Below are 16,021 nucleotides of genomic sequence, written 5' to 3' on the forward strand. Positions count from 1 at the left end.
TTTGTCACAATATTCCATGCAGAAGTAATGCCAGTCATGCGTTCTGCAAATCTATTTATATCTAAGTTTTTAAGCTGATCCTCGGCATTCACGATCACCATGACCGTCCGTTTGCCATCAGGCATATATCTAAAATAGGTAAATACCCCGTTCTCAGGTGCATACTGCATCATCTTTCCGGTTTGCAGGGCGGGGCTGTTTTTTCTGTAGTTCGCAAGGGTATGGATGAGGTCCCATGCTTCATTTTCAGGTGCCGTGCGGCCGTTGGCCTTAAATTTATCTGTAGCATCTCCTTTCCATCCACCGGGAAAGTCGGAACGTACCAGACCATCTGGGTTGGAGAAATTCTTCATCAGGATTTCCGTGCCGTAATAGAGCTGCGGAATTCCCCGCAGCGTAAGCAGGATAGATATCCCCGATTTGAACTTGTCCAGGTCTTCATTGACGACAGAGTAAAACCTGCTCATGTCGTGGTTATCAAGAAAGATTACATTTTTGGAGGCATCCTGATAGAGGAAATCCTGCGACAAGGTGGTGTATAACCTGAAGATGCCGTCTGTCCATCCAATTTTGCCATTGAGGGCTTCATAGACCGCATTTTTGATAACCGCATCGGTGATGCCTGGAAGTTCGGTATCAAAGCCCTTTCTGATGGTATTGCCGCCAGTAAAGTATGCCTGTGCAGCCACGCTATTGACCAGCGTTTCACCAAAAATAGATAATGTAGGAAATTCTGCTTTCACTTTTATCGCCCAGTCGCGCATATATTCCGGATCGTTATAAGGATAGGTATCCAGACGTAAACCATCGATCCCTGCATACTCAATCCACCAGATGTGGTTTTGAGTGATGTAATTCTGAACAAAAGGATTCCTCTGGTTAAAGTCGGGCATAGTAGGCACAAACCAGCCATCAAGCATTTTCTTTTTGTCGGATTCCGCAGCATGAGGATCCATCACAGGCTCATCTCTGTAGCTGGTCTGCGTGTAGGCCGGCCATTGATTTACCCAGTCTTTCATCGGCATGTCATTGAAAAACCAATGGTTACTGCCCATGTGGTTGTGCACAATATCTTTGATGACCTTCAATCCCTTTGCATGGGCCTGCGTTACATAAGATTTGTAAAGTGCCTGCGTGCCATAACGTGGGTCGATCTTATAATGGTCAGTTGCGGCATATCCATGATAGGAAGCCTGTTTCATATTGTTTTCAATTTCTGGTGTCATCCAGATGGCGGTAACGCCAAGGTTTTTGAGGTAATCCATCTTATTGATCACACCCTGAATGTCTCCGCCATGCCTGTAGTACATAGAGTCCCTGTTGAGGGCTGTTTCTTCCATGCCTTTTACGACATCATTTTTTGGATCGCCATTCGCAAAACGATCGGGCATCAGGAGATAGATCAGGTCCTTGCTGCTTACCCCCTGGATCCTGTCCGGCGACTGGTCCCTGGTTTTCAGTTCATATACATACTGCAGTTTCCTTTTGCCGCCGGTAAAGACAATTGGAAATTTCCCGGCTTTTGCATCGGCAGCAATCTCGAGATCAAGGAAGAGGTAGTTTGGGTTTTCCACCTGATGTACCTTTGCCAGGGTTACGCCCGCATAGCTGAGCTGAGCCTTCATACTGCCAATTCCTTTACCATGCACGAGCAGCTGTAATTTCGGATTGTGCATGCCTGTCCACCAGAACATCGGCTCAATGCGTTCCAGTTGTTGCGCTTGTGCAAAGGTGATGCTGGCAAGGAGGAGAGTATATAACAGAAATAGTCGCTTCATGATATCAATGGATTAGTAAGTAATGGAAAATTTGTTGTTACTGTTGCCGATGACCATTGTACTGATGTTGATGGTTTCCGGTGCATTGGCATTTCCCTGCGGATCAAACTTGGAAACAGGCGTCAGAAAGGCCATTTTCTCAGCATTGACCGCCGATGTACCCTTTATTTTATCCTGCGCACTGAAGCCATGGAAGACCAGTTTCCAATGATTGAATTTTGATTTAAATGTACCATTTACCGAAGAGAAAATGATACTTCTTTTTATGGGATCATAACTGATGAGACGCTCATAGCGGATGCCCTTTTCGTAGTCATAACTTTTGCCGTCATCTTCATAATAAAGGAGGTTATTGGTGACGGTCCCTTTATAAAGGTGAATGCTCAGGGTATCTGTTGGCAGTTCTGCAGTCGACTGGATGAGCGACTGCATCGGGATGATGCTGCTTTCTTTTACAAATACCGGCAGGCGCTGCATGCTCAGCTGGATAATTTTTTCCTGTAATCCCTGCTGCTGCTGATCGTTATAGAAGTCGTACCATAAACCTTTCGGAAAATAGACCTTTCCAAACTGTTCTTTGCTTTCAAATGGCGCCACCATAAAGGCATTGCCAAAGAAAAACTGGTTCTGAAACTGTATATCGTAAACCTGAGGGTCAAAGGTGTAGTCTATGGCCATGGAACGCATCACTGGCATGCCTGTTTGTGAGGCCTGGTAGAAGTGGCTGTAGAGATAAGGGAGCAACTGGTAGCGAAGGTTGATGTAATTTCTGGAAATCTCCAGCACCTCTTCTCCATAGGTCCAGGGCTCTGAAGATTTTGTATTTACAGCAGTATGGTTTCTAAAATAAGGATTGAAGGCTCCAATCTGGATCCATCGTGCATACAGTGCAATAGAGGGGTTGCCGGTGAACCCGCCGATATCCATGCCCGTGAAAGGCACGCCACTCATACCAAGGCTGTTGAGCAAACGGACACCTGCAATCATGTGGTCATCCTCCGACCTGTTGTCGCCCGTCCAGATGGCAGTATAGCGCTGGAGGCCCGCATAACCCGCACGTGTCAGAATGAATGGACGCTGTTGTGTAGCTTCAACGGCCCCTTCGTAGCTGGAACGCGCCATCTGCAGGGCGTATACATTGTGTGCCTGTTTGTTTGTGGCGCCGGCACCATCATAGTCAAAAAGTATGTTCGAGGGCATCTTCTGCCCCCAGGTAGCAATCTCGTTCATGTCATTCCAGATGCCGGAAACTCCGGTATTGGCAAAGTATCTCACCTGGTCTTTCCACCAGGCACGACCTTTCGGACTGGTGAAATCGGGAAAATGACACCATCCCGGCCAAACCTGTCCGGTGTAGTTGGTACTATCAGTATACTTCACGAAGATGTCGTTTTTCAATCCGCTTTCGTAAGCTTCATAACCTTTCTCCACTTTAATACCGGGATCCACGATAACGGTAGTCTTGAAGCCCATCTTTTCCAATTTGCTGTTCATGGCTGAAGGATCAGGAAAACGTTCTTTATCCCAGGTAAAAAGCTTGTATTTATCCATGTAATGGATATCGAGCGTGATGCCATCTGCGGGAATCTTCTTCTCTCTTAAGGTCTGGGCAATGCGCATGACTTCTGTTTCGGGATAGTAGCTATAGCGGTTTTGCTGGTAGCCAAGGCTCCATAGCGGCGGCATCTTCATCCTTCCCGTTAAGGCGGTATAGGAAGCGATGATGTCTGCCAGCTTTTTGTGATAAATGAAATAATAATTGAGTTCTCCCCCTTGCGCAGCAAAAGACGAAAAACGGTCGTTGCTTGCACCGAAGTTGAAGTCGCTCTGATAAGTATTGTCGAGGAAAATGCCATAGTTCAGTCCATGGTGAATCCCGATGTAAAAAGGTATGATGGAGTAGATCGGATCCTGATTTACTGCATAACCGAAGGCGTCGGTATTCCAGTTGGTGTAACCACTGCCGCGACGGTCAAGGTTGCCGGTTTTTTCGCCGAGGCCGACAAAGCGCTCCCCATCCTGTAAATGTTTATAGGCGGTCACCTCCTCAGCTACCCAGCTGGCCTGGAGTCCTTTCTCATCCTGACTGATGACCTGGCCATTCAGTGTGTAAAAGGTTACTGCAAAAGGTTTTTTGGTGATAACAGCCCTCAGGGAGTCGGTAGTAATGCTGATGACATCTGCAGTTTCACTGATATCGGATTTTGTTGTCAGCGGCCTGGCAATAACAGCATAGGAGAAATCGGGCCGGAGCTGATGTTTATCTACCCTTACCCTGATCATATTGGCACTGTAGACCGTAATTTCCGCCTTAGCATTTGTTGTGGTCAGGGAAACCTTCTGCTTTTCAATCGTGGTGTTGGTCACATTGCCAACCGGCAGCACTACGGGCGATTGGGCATAGATAATGGCAGGGATTGCGACAATAAAGATCAGGAATGAAGCGGATCGTTTGAACATCTGATAATGAGCTAGGAAATGAGGCCATCCAGGTGCCTGAATGCTCAGGATGGCCTCATGATTGAAAATTAGTTTTTAACAAGTGTGTATTTCAGGTTGGGGATGTCAAGGGTGATGGTGTAATTCCCTGCGGCTGTCACCTGGATATCACCACCGCCAAGCTCTGCATTGCCACCGCTACCGCCATAGTTGGTACCCCAATCGTGGGCCTGTCTGAACTTCATTGCACCCGCAACGAGATCGGCAGTCACTTTCCATGTACCCTTGCCATCGTTAATGAACTTCATGTCCGTATCGAAATCCCAGCCTCTCGGTGTGGCACTGCCGATGATGGACCATTGTTTGACATCTTCAATTTTAAAGGTTTTCGCGGCCATATCTACCGTTACCAGGTGAAGGCCAGCGGTCAGCGCATTCAGGTTTGCAGATGCACTGCTGCTGATCATCCCCTGTCCTGCATCACCATAAGACAGTGTCCATGACTTGACAGGGGTGATCTTAAATTCAAAGTTGCCTGGAGTGATCACTAACACACCGGCATAAATGCCGTCGCTGTTTGGAGACACAAGGCTATCGGCTGTTTCCGGTGCCCAGCCCTGATATGCTCCGGGAGCATATACCCATGAGGCAGCAGAGTAAGCCGTTGCATTCAGCGTGATGACATTGGAATAGGTAATGGCATTTTCGGAGGGCTTGGATTCCAGGCGGACTTCGATTTCTGCGGGGGTCCCTATTTTGGCGCCCAGGGCAAGCAACATCGCATTAAAGTCGCTCACTTTAGGGGCATAACTAGTGCCCGCCAGTACCACCTCCGTAGGTGCGGAGAAATTGCGGCCTTTCAGGTCGAGCTGTATGGTGCTGGTTACAGGAATGGCATATCCTGTGACCGATGCCGCAGGAAAGCTGAGCGTGAAGGCTGTTGCCGCAGCATTTGCCTGCACCAGGCTGACATTTGTAGTTGATGTTGTCAATGTTCCTGCCGGAGCAACCGTAGAAACAGTTCTTGTTTCATCCTTTTTACAGGACCAAAGGCTGGCAACGACCATACCCAGGGAAACAGATTTTATGATGAATGATTTCATATCAGAATTTGCTAAAGGTTAATAACCATCGTTTTGGATCAGGTTTCCATTGGCAATGAGGTCTGCCGCAGGAATAGGAAACAGGTTCCGGGTATTGTCTACCCCTCTACCGGCCTTTACACCTCCTTTGAAGGGCCACAGGTAACTGGCACTGGTGTACTTTCCATAGCGCACGAGATCGGAGCGGCGGAAACCCTCCCAGTACAACTCGCGTCCACGTTCGTCAAGGTAAAAGTCTACATTGACATTGCTCACATTTCCTGAAGCATTGCCATAAGCGCGGCGGCGAAGGTTGTTGACATAAGAGATGGCCTGCGCCTCTGTACCACCGGCACCACCACGGGCAACGGCCTCACCATAAATCAGGTATTGTTCGCCAAGGCGGAAGAGTGGAAAATCCAGAGAGCTGAACTTACCCTCAATAGAAGGTGCCGGAATTCCCGCAGAACTTACGTTTCTGAATTTCGTGATCCGTAGCCCATCCGTGAATACATTGAGCTCATCGGTAGCCAGTTTAGTACCGAAGAACATGGCTCTTTTATCGGTATTGCCGCTGTAATCACCAAACAGCATCGGCAGGTTCATCAGGCTTCTGTTACCTCCCCAGCCACCTGTAGGCACTCCGAAAGCAGTTGGGTTCATGTCTCCATTAATGGCCGCATTGATCAGATAGGTGGTACCACCATCATTCTGTGTATGTAAACCATCGTAATTGATGGTGAGGATCAGTTCATTTTTACTGGTGACATTGTTATCTGTTAAGAACAGGTTTTTGTAAGTCGGCGACAAGGAATAACCTCCATTGATGACCTTACTGGAGTAGGTAATGGCCTCCGTATATTTTGGTGTTCCTGTGTATACCGCAGCGTTCAGGTACAACCTTGCTAATAAGGCCCAGTCGGCACCTTTATCTGCACGTCCATATTCATTTGTTCTGGCATCAGCAAGATCTCCTTCGATCGCTTTCAACTCCGATTCCACATAATTGAACAGTGCCGAACGTGTAATGCGTTGTGGGGGTACTTTTCCGATAGTTTCGTTCTCGGTTACAAAAGGAGGGTTGCCATAACCATCCAGCAAGATCCAGTACTGAAAGGCCCTTAAAAACCGGGCTTCGGCCCTGTAACGCTGAATGTCTGTTGCGTCGTTTCCGGTAATTCCCCTGGAAGATAGTTTTTCAGGAGTGCTCTCGCGAAGGAACTCGTTACAAACTGTAATCTGATAGATGGCCCTGGAATAGAGCCCACGGATAAAGATGTTATCCGCAGCCCATGTCATCTGATTCAGCTCAGGGATACCGGTGTCATTCCATGCGCAAACCGCTTCGTCGGTAGTCAGTTCCTGGCTCATCCAGAACAACCTCAGGAAGTCGGTAAATCCTGGATTTAATCCACCAATATCGCTCTCTGCAGAAGCGCCACTGGAATGGGTGAGTGCATAACTGGCATAAAGTTTAACCAATCCCTGCTTGTAACCTGCAGGCGTGCTGTATACATTGTCTGCAACCTGATCGTTCGTCGGTCTGAGGTTGAGTGCATCTTTTTTACATGAAGAGACAGATAGCCATAAGATTGCTGTCAGGCCCAATATTTTATATATACTTTTCATCATTTTCTCCTTTTATAATTAAAAACCAACATTCAGTCCCAGGGTGTAGGTTCTCGGTCTAGGGTACAGGTTGAAATCAATTCCTGTTGGTAGTTCCGGATCCAGTCCTTTGTATTTACTGATCACAAAAACGTTCTGTACGTTGGCTGAGATCCGCAGCGTGGTAGCCCTGTCTTTGAACAATTGACCAGCGTTATAGGCGATTCCTGCATTGTCCATTTTCAGGAATGATGCGTTTTTGATATAGTAGTCGCTCAGATATTGGTTATTGGTGAAATTGGTATTGTAGATGTCCGAATTTGCATTGTTGATGATTCCACTTGGGCTGAGGATATTGCTGCGCACACCAAAGTTGGAGGAAACATTATCATAAACGTAATTGCCCAGGTTTGCCCTTAGCACCGTGCTGATGGTCCATTTTTTAACATTGAAGGATGTGTTGAAGCCGAAAGTGAACTTAGGATCCGGGGCTTTGTAGAAATACTGGTCGCCGGTATTGATGATGCCATTTCCGTCAAGATCTTCGTAAACGCCTTCCAGCGGCATTCCATTTTCATTGTATACCTGTTTGTAAACATAAAACGATCCGGGAACGTGGTTGATCGCGTTGTATTTAATGTTGATACCAGTACCGCCTGTAATCCCTCCTGCATCGATGATGAAGTTGGGGTCAGGGTTCAGTGACAGGTTGGTCACTTCGCGGTTGTTGTAAGCCATGTTGAAACCAAAGTCCCAATTTACATTTTCTGTTCTGATGGCGGAGAAGTTGATGCTGGCTTCCAGACCTTTCACTTCCATGTTACCCACATTGGTCAGCAACCGGTTGTTGAAATTGGTTCCTGAAGGGATATCCACAGTCGACAACAGGTCTTTTGTTTTTTTGTAATAGGCATCCACGCTACCATAGATACGTCCGTTGAAGAAACCGTAATCTAGACCAGCATTATAGGTCGTGGTGGTCTCCCATTTCAGGTCAGGGTCGTACGCTGCAGGGGTGTAATAGTTGTAGAAAGTATTGCCAATCTGGTACTGTCCCTGGTTGCTGTTGGCATAATATTTAGAAAGATAGTTGTAGTTGCCGATGCCGTCTTTATTACCGGTTTCACCGTAGCTCAGTCTGATTTTCAGGTCTGACACCACTTTGCTGTCCCGAAGGAAGCTTTCTCCAATTGCCCTCCAGGTGAAGCCAATGGAAGGAAAATATCCCCAGCGGTTATCTTCAGAAAAGCGGGAGGACGCATCTGCACGCATGGTTGCGGAAAGGATATAGTTATCTGCAAGCGTATAGATGAAACGTCCGTAGTAGGAAAGCAATTTTTCACGCTCCAGACCAAAAGGAAATACAGGTGTGGTGATGAGGTCTACACCATTTCCTCTGAAAGTAGGAATGTTGAACGTGGTCGAAGAGTTGTCATAATAACCATAACCGGTAGTGACGTCGAACTTACTTTTGATGCCTTTAACATCTTTCACATAGTTCAGGTAAAATTCGGAAACTTTATTGTTCTGTGTGCCGAGGGATCTGCTGATGGATCCCTGAGTGCTGGCACTTTGCGCGGCATATTCGGGAACGCGAATCATGCCATATCCTTTGGAAACATCATACCCCAGATTCAGGTTGGCATGCAGCTCTGGAAGGAAGTGAAAAGAATAGTCCATTTTAAGGTTACCAAAGCTACGTTCAGTATTTCCGTTGTTATCCTGCAAACGGATAAGTGCGACAGGATTTCTCGGTGCATTGGGGTTTGGAACCGCTCCCTGTATCCATTCGAAGTAGTTACCAAACTGATTGCTGGCATTTACCGATTGAGTAGGATCGAATTGTATGGCTGCACCGATGGAACCGCCATTTGCAAAATGAGCTTCCGTAAGTGATCCTTTAAGGTTCAGGTCGATTTTAAGGTGATCATTGAAAAGTTTTGGCGACAAACTGATGCCACCTGTGGCACGGTTAAAGCCATCGGTAATGAGCAGACCTTGTTTGTCGAGATAACCTCCAGAGATCCGGTAAGGAACACCTTTAAAATCTCCGGAAATGCTCAGGTTGTTGTCTGTAGAAAAGGTATTCCTGTAAATTTCATTCTGCCAGTCTGTATTTGCACCACCCAATAAGGAAATGTAGGTATGTGCTGGATCATCATCATAACTTCTGTTGCCATTCTGATTCACATAATCACGGATCTGACCGGCAGAAAGCACATTTACTTTCCTGGCTACCGTTTCATAAGAATTGTTGGAACTAAAATTAATGACCGGCGCACCGCTTTTCCCTTTTTTTGTCGTAATGAGAATGACACCATTGGAGGCCCTTGAGCCATAAATGGCCGTTGCGTTGGCATCCTTCAGCACAGTCATCGTTTCGATATCATCGGGATTCACGAGTGCCAGCGGACTTGGGGCATTGCCGATGGTATTGCCACTGAAAGGAACACCATCGATCACGATCAGTGGATCGTTGCTGGCATTCAGTGATGCCCCGCCCCGGATTCTGATCACACTTCCGCCACCTGGCTGCCCACTGTTGGAGGTAATGTTCACACCGGCTACTTTACCTTGGATCAATTGCTCAGGGGTGGTAATCGAACCTTTTTGAAAGTCCTTGGATCCGACAGTAGTGATGGAACCGGTAAGGTCTTTCTTCTGTACTGCACCATAACCAATGACGACAATCTCATTGAGGTTCTGCGCATCGGGTTTTACAGAGATGCTGATCACCGTATTTCCAGAGATTGTAGCCGGTTGCTCTAAGGTCTGATAGCCAATATAGCTAACGGTGATGATCACCGGGCCATTCGTCATTCCTGTAATACGGAACTTACCCACGGCATCGGTAAATGTACTTTTATTTACGCTTTTGATTTGTACAGAAGCTCCGGGAAGCGGTTGCCCGGTTTCGTCCAGGACTGTTCCGGCTATGGAGCTGGTTTGAGCCTGAACTGTAATGGCTGTGAGCAAAATCAACAGTAGCAAACAAGGCTTCAGAAGGTAAAATACTTTCATATTTTTAACTCGTTTTTAGGGTGTAAATATTTGGTTAATCTTTTATGTAATAACGTTCTGAGTAAATGTACAGGAGGTCTGGATAAATCAAAATTTTATACCCTTATTTTTTCAGAAGCCATATTTTATACGTCATATTGACACAAAAAAGAGAGATAATTTTCCAACTATTAGACCTTAAAAGTCAATAAAACACGCTTTAATACCTGTACATCAACATTTTAAAAAAAAGCATATTGACCAATAGTGTATTTATTACACATTACTGTTTTTATTCCATTTACCGGGAACGATACCGGGAACGTTCCCGGCGCTATTTGTCAGCGATTTGTAACATTTTTGAAAGACTCCTGAAAACGCGGCGTAAAACGGTAGTTGGGACCTTTTTTTTTACAAAAAACTCAGTGATTTTAAGTTTAAAGAGGCAGCTGATTCCGGCTTGAAAAAACAGGAAATTTCGGCTTGGAAAAACAGCAGATTAAGAACAGAAAAAACCGGGAATTCAGGCTTGGAAAAACAGCGGATTCCAGACAGAAATCCGGACGTTGAAGATCAATAATTCGCATCGGGAACATGAACTCTTCAGGTGGGAAAAATAAATCAGCATCGAATTGATAAGGACGGCTTCAGTTCTAAAAATTGAGCTACATTTCCTGGGAAAAGAGGAACAGGGTATCAATAAGGGGTGGCAGGCGTCTATTTTTCTGTCGACCGTCTCTTAATGAGCTTGGAATTCAACACAATCTCTTCATTAGGATCGACGGTTTCCGGCGCCTCCAGCATCTTGAACAGGAGATTTGCTGCTTCAATACCAATCTTTGTTGCGGGTTGGGTTACCGTGGTGAGCGAAGGGTTCAGCAGAGGTGCAATTTCCAGGCTGGAGAAACCGATCACACGCAGCTGCTGGGGGATCTGAATGTTCAGGTCGTAACAGGCATAATAAGTAGCAAAAGCCAGGCGCTCTACAGAGGTAAACACTCCATCCGGACCAACATCTACCAGCAGTCGTTTGAGAATGAGGTTATTTTTAGCGTAACTGTTGGTACAGTCTACCACAAGGCGGTCATCAAAAGGGATCTCATATTTAGCCAAAGCATCGATATATCCCTGCATCCTGAACTTACCTATAGACAGGTTTTTATTGATCACCAGATAAGCAATCTTTTTGCAGCCTTGCTTGATCAGGTGTTCAGTGGCCGAAAAGCTACTGTCGTAATCATTAGTGATGACCCTTGGGGTGATGATGTCTTCATACACCCTGTCGAAAAACACAAGCGGAAGTCGCTTCTGACTCAGTTCATTGAGATAGGTATGGTCGTTGGCTTCGCCTGATACAGACATGATGATCCCATCTGCCCTGCCGTTGTGTAAATGCCTGATAAAAGAAACTTCCTTTTCATAATCATCTTCGGTCGCATAGATGAGGATGTGATACCCCTTGTCGCGGGCCACACGTTCAATACCATGAATCGCCTGGGAGAAAAAGTTATTTGCCAGTTCCGGGACAATTACCGCAATCGTTTTACTGCGCTGTTCCCTAAGGTTACTCGCGTAGTGATTCGGCTGATAATTGAATTCTCTGGCTTTCGCCAGAATACGTTCTTTGGTCTCCTTACTGATATCGCTGTTATCCCTAAAAGCTCTTGACACTGTGGACGTGGAAAGCCCCAGTGCTTTAGCTAATTCCTTGATATTGAAGTTCTGCATCTATTTCCCTAACGATCCTTAGAAAATCATTAATGATGTAAATATAGATGGAAAATCGAAACGGCACATAATTTCGTAACTAAATATAACATAGATTACTCATTCTTTTGTAATCGATTACTGTATCTTACACAAATCATACCGGGGAAAACTGAGATTCTTGGGGGAAATAATTTATGACCAGGAAAATCAAGTTCACGAATACCAGCAAATCTACCTTTTACAGCACATTACGAAAGCGCATTGATACCTACTTCAGGGAAGAAAACATGGATACACATGCGAATAAGGCCATGTGGATAAAGGTGGTATTTTTCCTTTCCGGACTTACAGCCCTCTACCTGTCCCTGCTACTGGGGAATTTCCCGTTGGTAGTGATGATTCCCTTGTGCGTGTTACTGGGCATGTTTTCTGCCTTCGTTGGCTTTAACATCTGTCATGACGCCATCCATAATTCACTTTCAGCAAATAAGGCGGTCAATAAACGTTTTGCTTTTATTTTTAACCTGATTGGTGCCAGTCCTTATGTATGGAATATCTGCCATAACATTGTACACCATACTTATACCAACATCGCCGGCCACGATGAAGACATCGATGTTGCTCCTGGGCTGATCCGCTTTTCAGATGACGAACCAGTGAACAGGCTGCAGCAGTACCAACATTATTATGCATTTATGCTATATAGCTTTGCCATGTTATCCTGGGTATTTAGAAAAGACTACAAGAAATTTTTTCAGAAAAAAGTCGGGGAACATGTCATGATCCATCCCAGGATAGAATATTTTAAGCTCTTTTTTTATAAAGCCATCTATTACCTTCTGTTTATTGCGCTTCCATTAATGGTGATGGACATCAGATGGTACGAGTTCATCGCTGGCTTTCTCATCATGCAGTTTAGTCAGGGGCTGGTGCTCGGATTGGTATTTCAACTGGCACATGTCGTGGAGTCTACCAGCTTTCCGCATCCTGACAAGCAAGGAAATATCATCGAAGAATGGGCTGTTCACCAGTTATTGACTACGGCAAACTTCGCCGGAGACAGCAAAACCCTCGCCTTTTTATGCGGAGGACTAAACCGGCAGATCGAGCATCACCTTTTTCCGAAGATCTGCCACATCCATTACCCGGCGATTGGAAAAATTGTGAAACAGACGGCCACTGATTTTAATCTTCCATACAATGAATATCCAACATTTTTAACAGCATTAAAATCACATTACCAGATGTTAAAAAAGCTCGGGAAATACGCATATCAGAAGAAAATAGTGCTTAGGGATAAAGAAAAACTGCCGGTGATCACAAAGAAAATCATCATAATTGGTCAGTAAATAAAAGTGCCGCACTGTAAAGGCAGTAACAGCGCGGCCTGGTTTCAATACAAATTAGCAATAATTATATCGTCACCTCTTTTATAAATTCATTTCCGAAACGATCGGTAGCAACTACTTTCACCGTCTTTACGGAAGGTTTAAAATGTGCAATAAATAAGTGGTCTGTTTCATTAGGCTCGACGAACATCCTCGGGTTTGGCAATTCCGGACCTTTATATAATTTCAATGCCATCGGATCAAGCCCCTGCTGCTGTTCCATCGGCCCTATATATTGGCTATCAAGATAGTAAGTTACTTTCCATTCCGGATCCCAATTCCATACATTGGCAATCAGCCGTACCTGGTCCGTTAATTGTTCCGGATAGAGTGTCATTTGTTCTTTTTTGTCCATCCCGGTAGCCTTATAATACCAGCTTAACTCTGTACCTTTCACCTCGTATACGGCATATCCGCGAGGAGTTCCATCACCACAGATCGGGCCGGTCCACCATGCGCCACATACTGCTCCATGGTTGTGCTCAAAGATGCCATCAGTAATGTTGTTGGCATTAATATGTGTATGCCCCGACATGACATGTACATTGGTGTATCCAGTTAGCAGCGCGTAAAAATCAGCTTTATTTTTCACCTGATTGTATACCGGAATGTGAAGGTTAATGATCAGCAAGACATCTTTCTCTACATGTTGAAGGTCTTTTTTCAGCCATTCCAGCTGGGTTTCAGTAATGTAACCGTCGTATTCCCGCTCTGTCCCCAGGTAACGTACATTATCCAGGACCACATAATGTGCACGGCCACGGTTAAACGAATAATAAGTAGGCCCGTATGTTTCCTTAAAGGTCTTGTCCGATGTCTCGTCGCCACCCATGCGATAGTCCATGTCATGATTACCAAGCGCCTGGAAAAAAGGGATCTTCATCTGTGCTACGGCAGCGTTATAATCTGCGAACAGAGCATGGTTGTCCCATACCAGATCCCCTACCCCAATGCCATGGACTAAAGTACCCTTTGGAAAGGAAGCCAGCAGCTGCTGTACATCAGGAACTGCAGTTTCCATCATCTGTTTCACATCCTTTTTTGTTTTCACCTGCGGATCAGCCCAGATCAGGAAGGTATGATCGGAATCGTTCCGTTTTAAGGGCTCCAGCTGAAAGTCATATTGATTTCTGCTGCCCAGTGTTTCATACTGTCGCGCGATGTGATAATCTGTCTTAAATTCATAGCCTGATGGCGTACTCATAAAAATACTGCCGGCAAGCTCATGAGGGGTGATGCTGTAATTCCCTCTTTTGTCGGTCAGTACAACAGAGAACCCATCGGAGATGACCACATTGGAGATTCCCTTCTTACCAGACATGACCTTGCCGGTAATCGTTTTACTGCGTTTCAGGTTGACAAAGGCATCCGACTGGAGGCTGATGAAAGCACTTCCAGTAAGGAAGCCCATGCCTTGTATAAATGATCTTCTATTCATCATGATATCCTTTTCAGTTGCTTATTTGGGTAACATCCCCGGTTTCTATTTCCGACACTGCCGAGGTCATGGTCATCAGATAAAATACGTGTGCCCTTTTTGTGGTCCAGGATTCTGTAGTTGTATTAAATACCCCACCAAGCTTCACGAACATACCAAGATCTGCCGGGCTCTGATGTGGAATCACGTACAGGTTACCGCCCTGGTAGAAGAAAGGCTGACTGGCAGATGTTCCTGCATCTACTGCACTGTAATGATCATTATCTGGCACACGATAACCAGTATTACTGGCTTCATTGAAGATGGTTGTTTTCCCTGTACCTCCGAAGAAGACAGCATCAACAGGCACCGATGTTTCTGTTACATTAATACCCTCAAAAATCGCGATACCACCTGCATTACCACTGTTCGGCAAGAGTCCTCCGCTTTTGGTACCAAAACCATCACCATCATTATTGACGTAGTCGAGCGCAGAGATCCACATAGATGCGCTGATATCGGTAGAGTTTGGTCCATTGATTTTTTTATTTTTTCCGCCTACATAGAAGAAATCTCCCTTAGAAACCTTTCCTGTGGTCAGGTTGAACTTGTAGGTCCTTCCCCCACCTGTCGCCCAGCCTCCTCCGGGTGCTGTTCCAGCATAAGGTGCTGCTCCACCAGCATTGGTACAGGTCACCACTGCCATCGGTGTTTTTTCAAAGTCTATATCTTTTGTGGCCAGGAACTGGAAGTATTCGTAGTTCCCATCACCACCCTTGGCGTCATTTACAAATCCTGTAATCAGTACCGGGAACTTTCCAAGTCCAGGCCCATTTGGATCCACTGGTGCCACCTGATCGGTAATATCGGCAGCACTGCGGGGCCATACCTGGGGCACTACCGTTCCCGATGCAGACTGTGTCAGAAAGAGTACCCCTGCAAATGAGGCACTTGCAGGAAGCTCAGTATCGGCAAAAGTTGCCGTCGCTTCGGTGTGCAGGACAATGCTGTCCGCACCGTTGATGATGTTTTTATCTCCCGCTAAAGTGCCTCCTGGAAGGGGCATTGGGTTGACGATTGCCGACTTCACCTGTACCAGCGTACTTTCATAGTCGCCAGGTTTAAGGTTAATGCTATAACTAGACGCCGCTTGTATATTCGTTGGATTACCAGAGGAAATCTTTTTAATGGCAGCATCAGCAAGCCCGGTTAACTGTAGTGAGCCATTGATTCTTTTGAGGACCCCCCCGTCAATGGAGACCAGGAGCGAATCGCCACTCTTATAACTTCCCGCAGTGCTGGAAGCGATAACAATACCTCTCGTTTTGTTTCTCCAGGTGTTCTGTAGGATGATGATCCCGGAAGGGATATTTCCTCCTTCGGCGTCAGAAATGACCACACCAGTAATCTGATGTGCTTCGTTGAGGTCGTCGGAGTTAACGGTAACATCAGTACCTTTGTGCAATGCCCTCAAGTCCGCAACGGAGGTAACCGGACTCTGCGTGCCCTCCGCATAATTGTGCTTCTCGCAGGACGACCATACGAAGGAAGCAATAAGCATGATGATATATATAAATCTTGTTTTCATGGATATGAATT

At 45.8% G+C, this 16,021-nt stretch carries 9 protein-coding genes; 1 reads left to right on the forward strand and 8 read right to left on the reverse strand.

What is annotated here, in order from left to right; all coding sequences use genetic code 11:
- From PBAL39_RS21830 to PBAL39_RS21855, 6 genes are all read right to left on the reverse strand, one after another.
- On the reverse strand, positions 1-1,778 hold a 1,778-nt coding region (locus PBAL39_RS21830), incomplete at its 3' end, for a glycoside hydrolase family 13 protein (protein ID WP_008245730.1).
- A 12-nt stretch (positions 1,779-1,790) separates the two neighbouring features.
- Positions 1,791-4,238 carry a glycoside hydrolase family 31 protein gene (locus tag PBAL39_RS21835; protein WP_008245731.1) on the reverse strand — a complete coding sequence of 816 codons (2,448 nt, stop codon included), beginning with the start codon at positions 4,236-4,238 and terminating at the stop codon, positions 1,791-1,793.
- A 68-nt stretch (positions 4,239-4,306) separates the two neighbouring features.
- Positions 4,307-5,320, reverse strand: a complete 1,014-nt coding sequence (locus PBAL39_RS21840) for a SusE domain-containing protein (protein WP_008245732.1) — start codon at positions 5,318-5,320, stop codon at positions 4,307-4,309.
- Between the two features lie 18 nt (positions 5,321-5,338).
- Positions 5,339-6,931 carry a RagB/SusD family nutrient uptake outer membrane protein gene (locus PBAL39_RS21845; protein WP_008245733.1) on the reverse strand — a complete coding sequence of 531 codons (1,593 nt, stop codon included), beginning with the start codon at positions 6,929-6,931 and terminating at the stop codon, positions 5,339-5,341.
- Positions 6,932-6,946: 15 nt separating this feature from the next.
- Complete coding sequence (locus PBAL39_RS21850; protein WP_008245734.1) at positions 6,947-9,928, reverse strand: SusC/RagA family TonB-linked outer membrane protein; 2,982 nt, start codon at positions 9,926-9,928, stop codon at positions 6,947-6,949.
- 696 nt (positions 9,929-10,624) lie between these two features.
- Positions 10,625-11,635 carry a LacI family DNA-binding transcriptional regulator gene (locus tag PBAL39_RS21855; protein ID WP_008245736.1) on the reverse strand — a complete coding sequence of 337 codons (1,011 nt, stop codon included), beginning with the start codon at positions 11,633-11,635 and terminating at the stop codon, positions 10,625-10,627.
- A 176-nt stretch (positions 11,636-11,811) separates the two neighbouring features.
- On the opposite strand from PBAL39_RS21855, the gene PBAL39_RS21860 reads away from it, so the two are divergent.
- Positions 11,812-12,966 carry an acyl-CoA desaturase gene (locus PBAL39_RS21860; protein WP_008245737.1) on the forward strand — a complete coding sequence of 385 codons (1,155 nt, stop codon included), beginning with the start codon at positions 11,812-11,814 and terminating at the stop codon, positions 12,964-12,966.
- 64 nt (positions 12,967-13,030) lie between these two features.
- On the opposite strand, the gene PBAL39_RS21865 is transcribed toward PBAL39_RS21860, so the two are convergent.
- Together PBAL39_RS21865 and PBAL39_RS21870 are read right to left on the reverse strand one after the other, a co-directional pair.
- Positions 13,031-14,446: a calcineurin-like phosphoesterase family protein gene (locus PBAL39_RS21865; RefSeq protein WP_232282997.1), complete on the reverse strand. Its 1,416-nt coding sequence runs from the start codon at positions 14,444-14,446 to the stop codon at positions 13,031-13,033.
- A 10-nt stretch (positions 14,447-14,456) separates the two neighbouring features.
- Entirely contained in the window at positions 14,457-16,010 is a 1,554-nt protein-coding gene (locus tag PBAL39_RS21870) for a DUF5689 domain-containing protein (RefSeq protein ID WP_008245739.1), read from the reverse strand.
- Between the last annotated feature and the right edge of the window lie 11 nt (positions 16,011-16,021).

Source organism: Pedobacter sp. BAL39 (assembly GCF_000170795.1).
Taxonomy (GTDB): domain Bacteria; phylum Bacteroidota; class Bacteroidia; order Sphingobacteriales; family Sphingobacteriaceae; genus Pedobacter.

Excerpts from the sequence above, each read along its gene's own strand:
- PBAL39_RS21860 (WP_008245737.1), top strand. The coding sequence starts at position 11,812 with ATGACCAGGAAAATCAAGTTCACGAATACCAGCAAATCTACCTTTTAC.
- PBAL39_RS21870 (WP_008245739.1), bottom strand. The coding sequence starts at position 16,010 with ATGAAAACAAGATTTATATATATCATCATGCTTATTGCTTCCTTCGTA.
- PBAL39_RS21865 (WP_232282997.1), bottom strand. The coding sequence starts at position 14,446 with ATGATGAATAGAAGATCATTTATACAAGGCATGGGCTTCCTTACTGGA.
- PBAL39_RS21855 (WP_008245736.1), bottom strand. The coding sequence starts at position 11,635 with ATGCAGAACTTCAATATCAAGGAATTAGCTAAAGCACTGGGGCTTTCC.
- PBAL39_RS21835 (WP_008245731.1), bottom strand. The coding sequence starts at position 4,238 with ATGTTCAAACGATCCGCTTCATTCCTGATCTTTATTGTCGCAATCCCT.
- PBAL39_RS21840 (WP_008245732.1), bottom strand. The coding sequence starts at position 5,320 with ATGAAATCATTCATCATAAAATCTGTTTCCCTGGGTATGGTCGTTGCC.
- PBAL39_RS21845 (WP_008245733.1), bottom strand. The coding sequence starts at position 6,931 with ATGATGAAAAGTATATATAAAATATTGGGCCTGACAGCAATCTTATGG.
- PBAL39_RS21850 (WP_008245734.1), bottom strand. The coding sequence starts at position 9,928 with ATGAAAGTATTTTACCTTCTGAAGCCTTGTTTGCTACTGTTGATTTTG.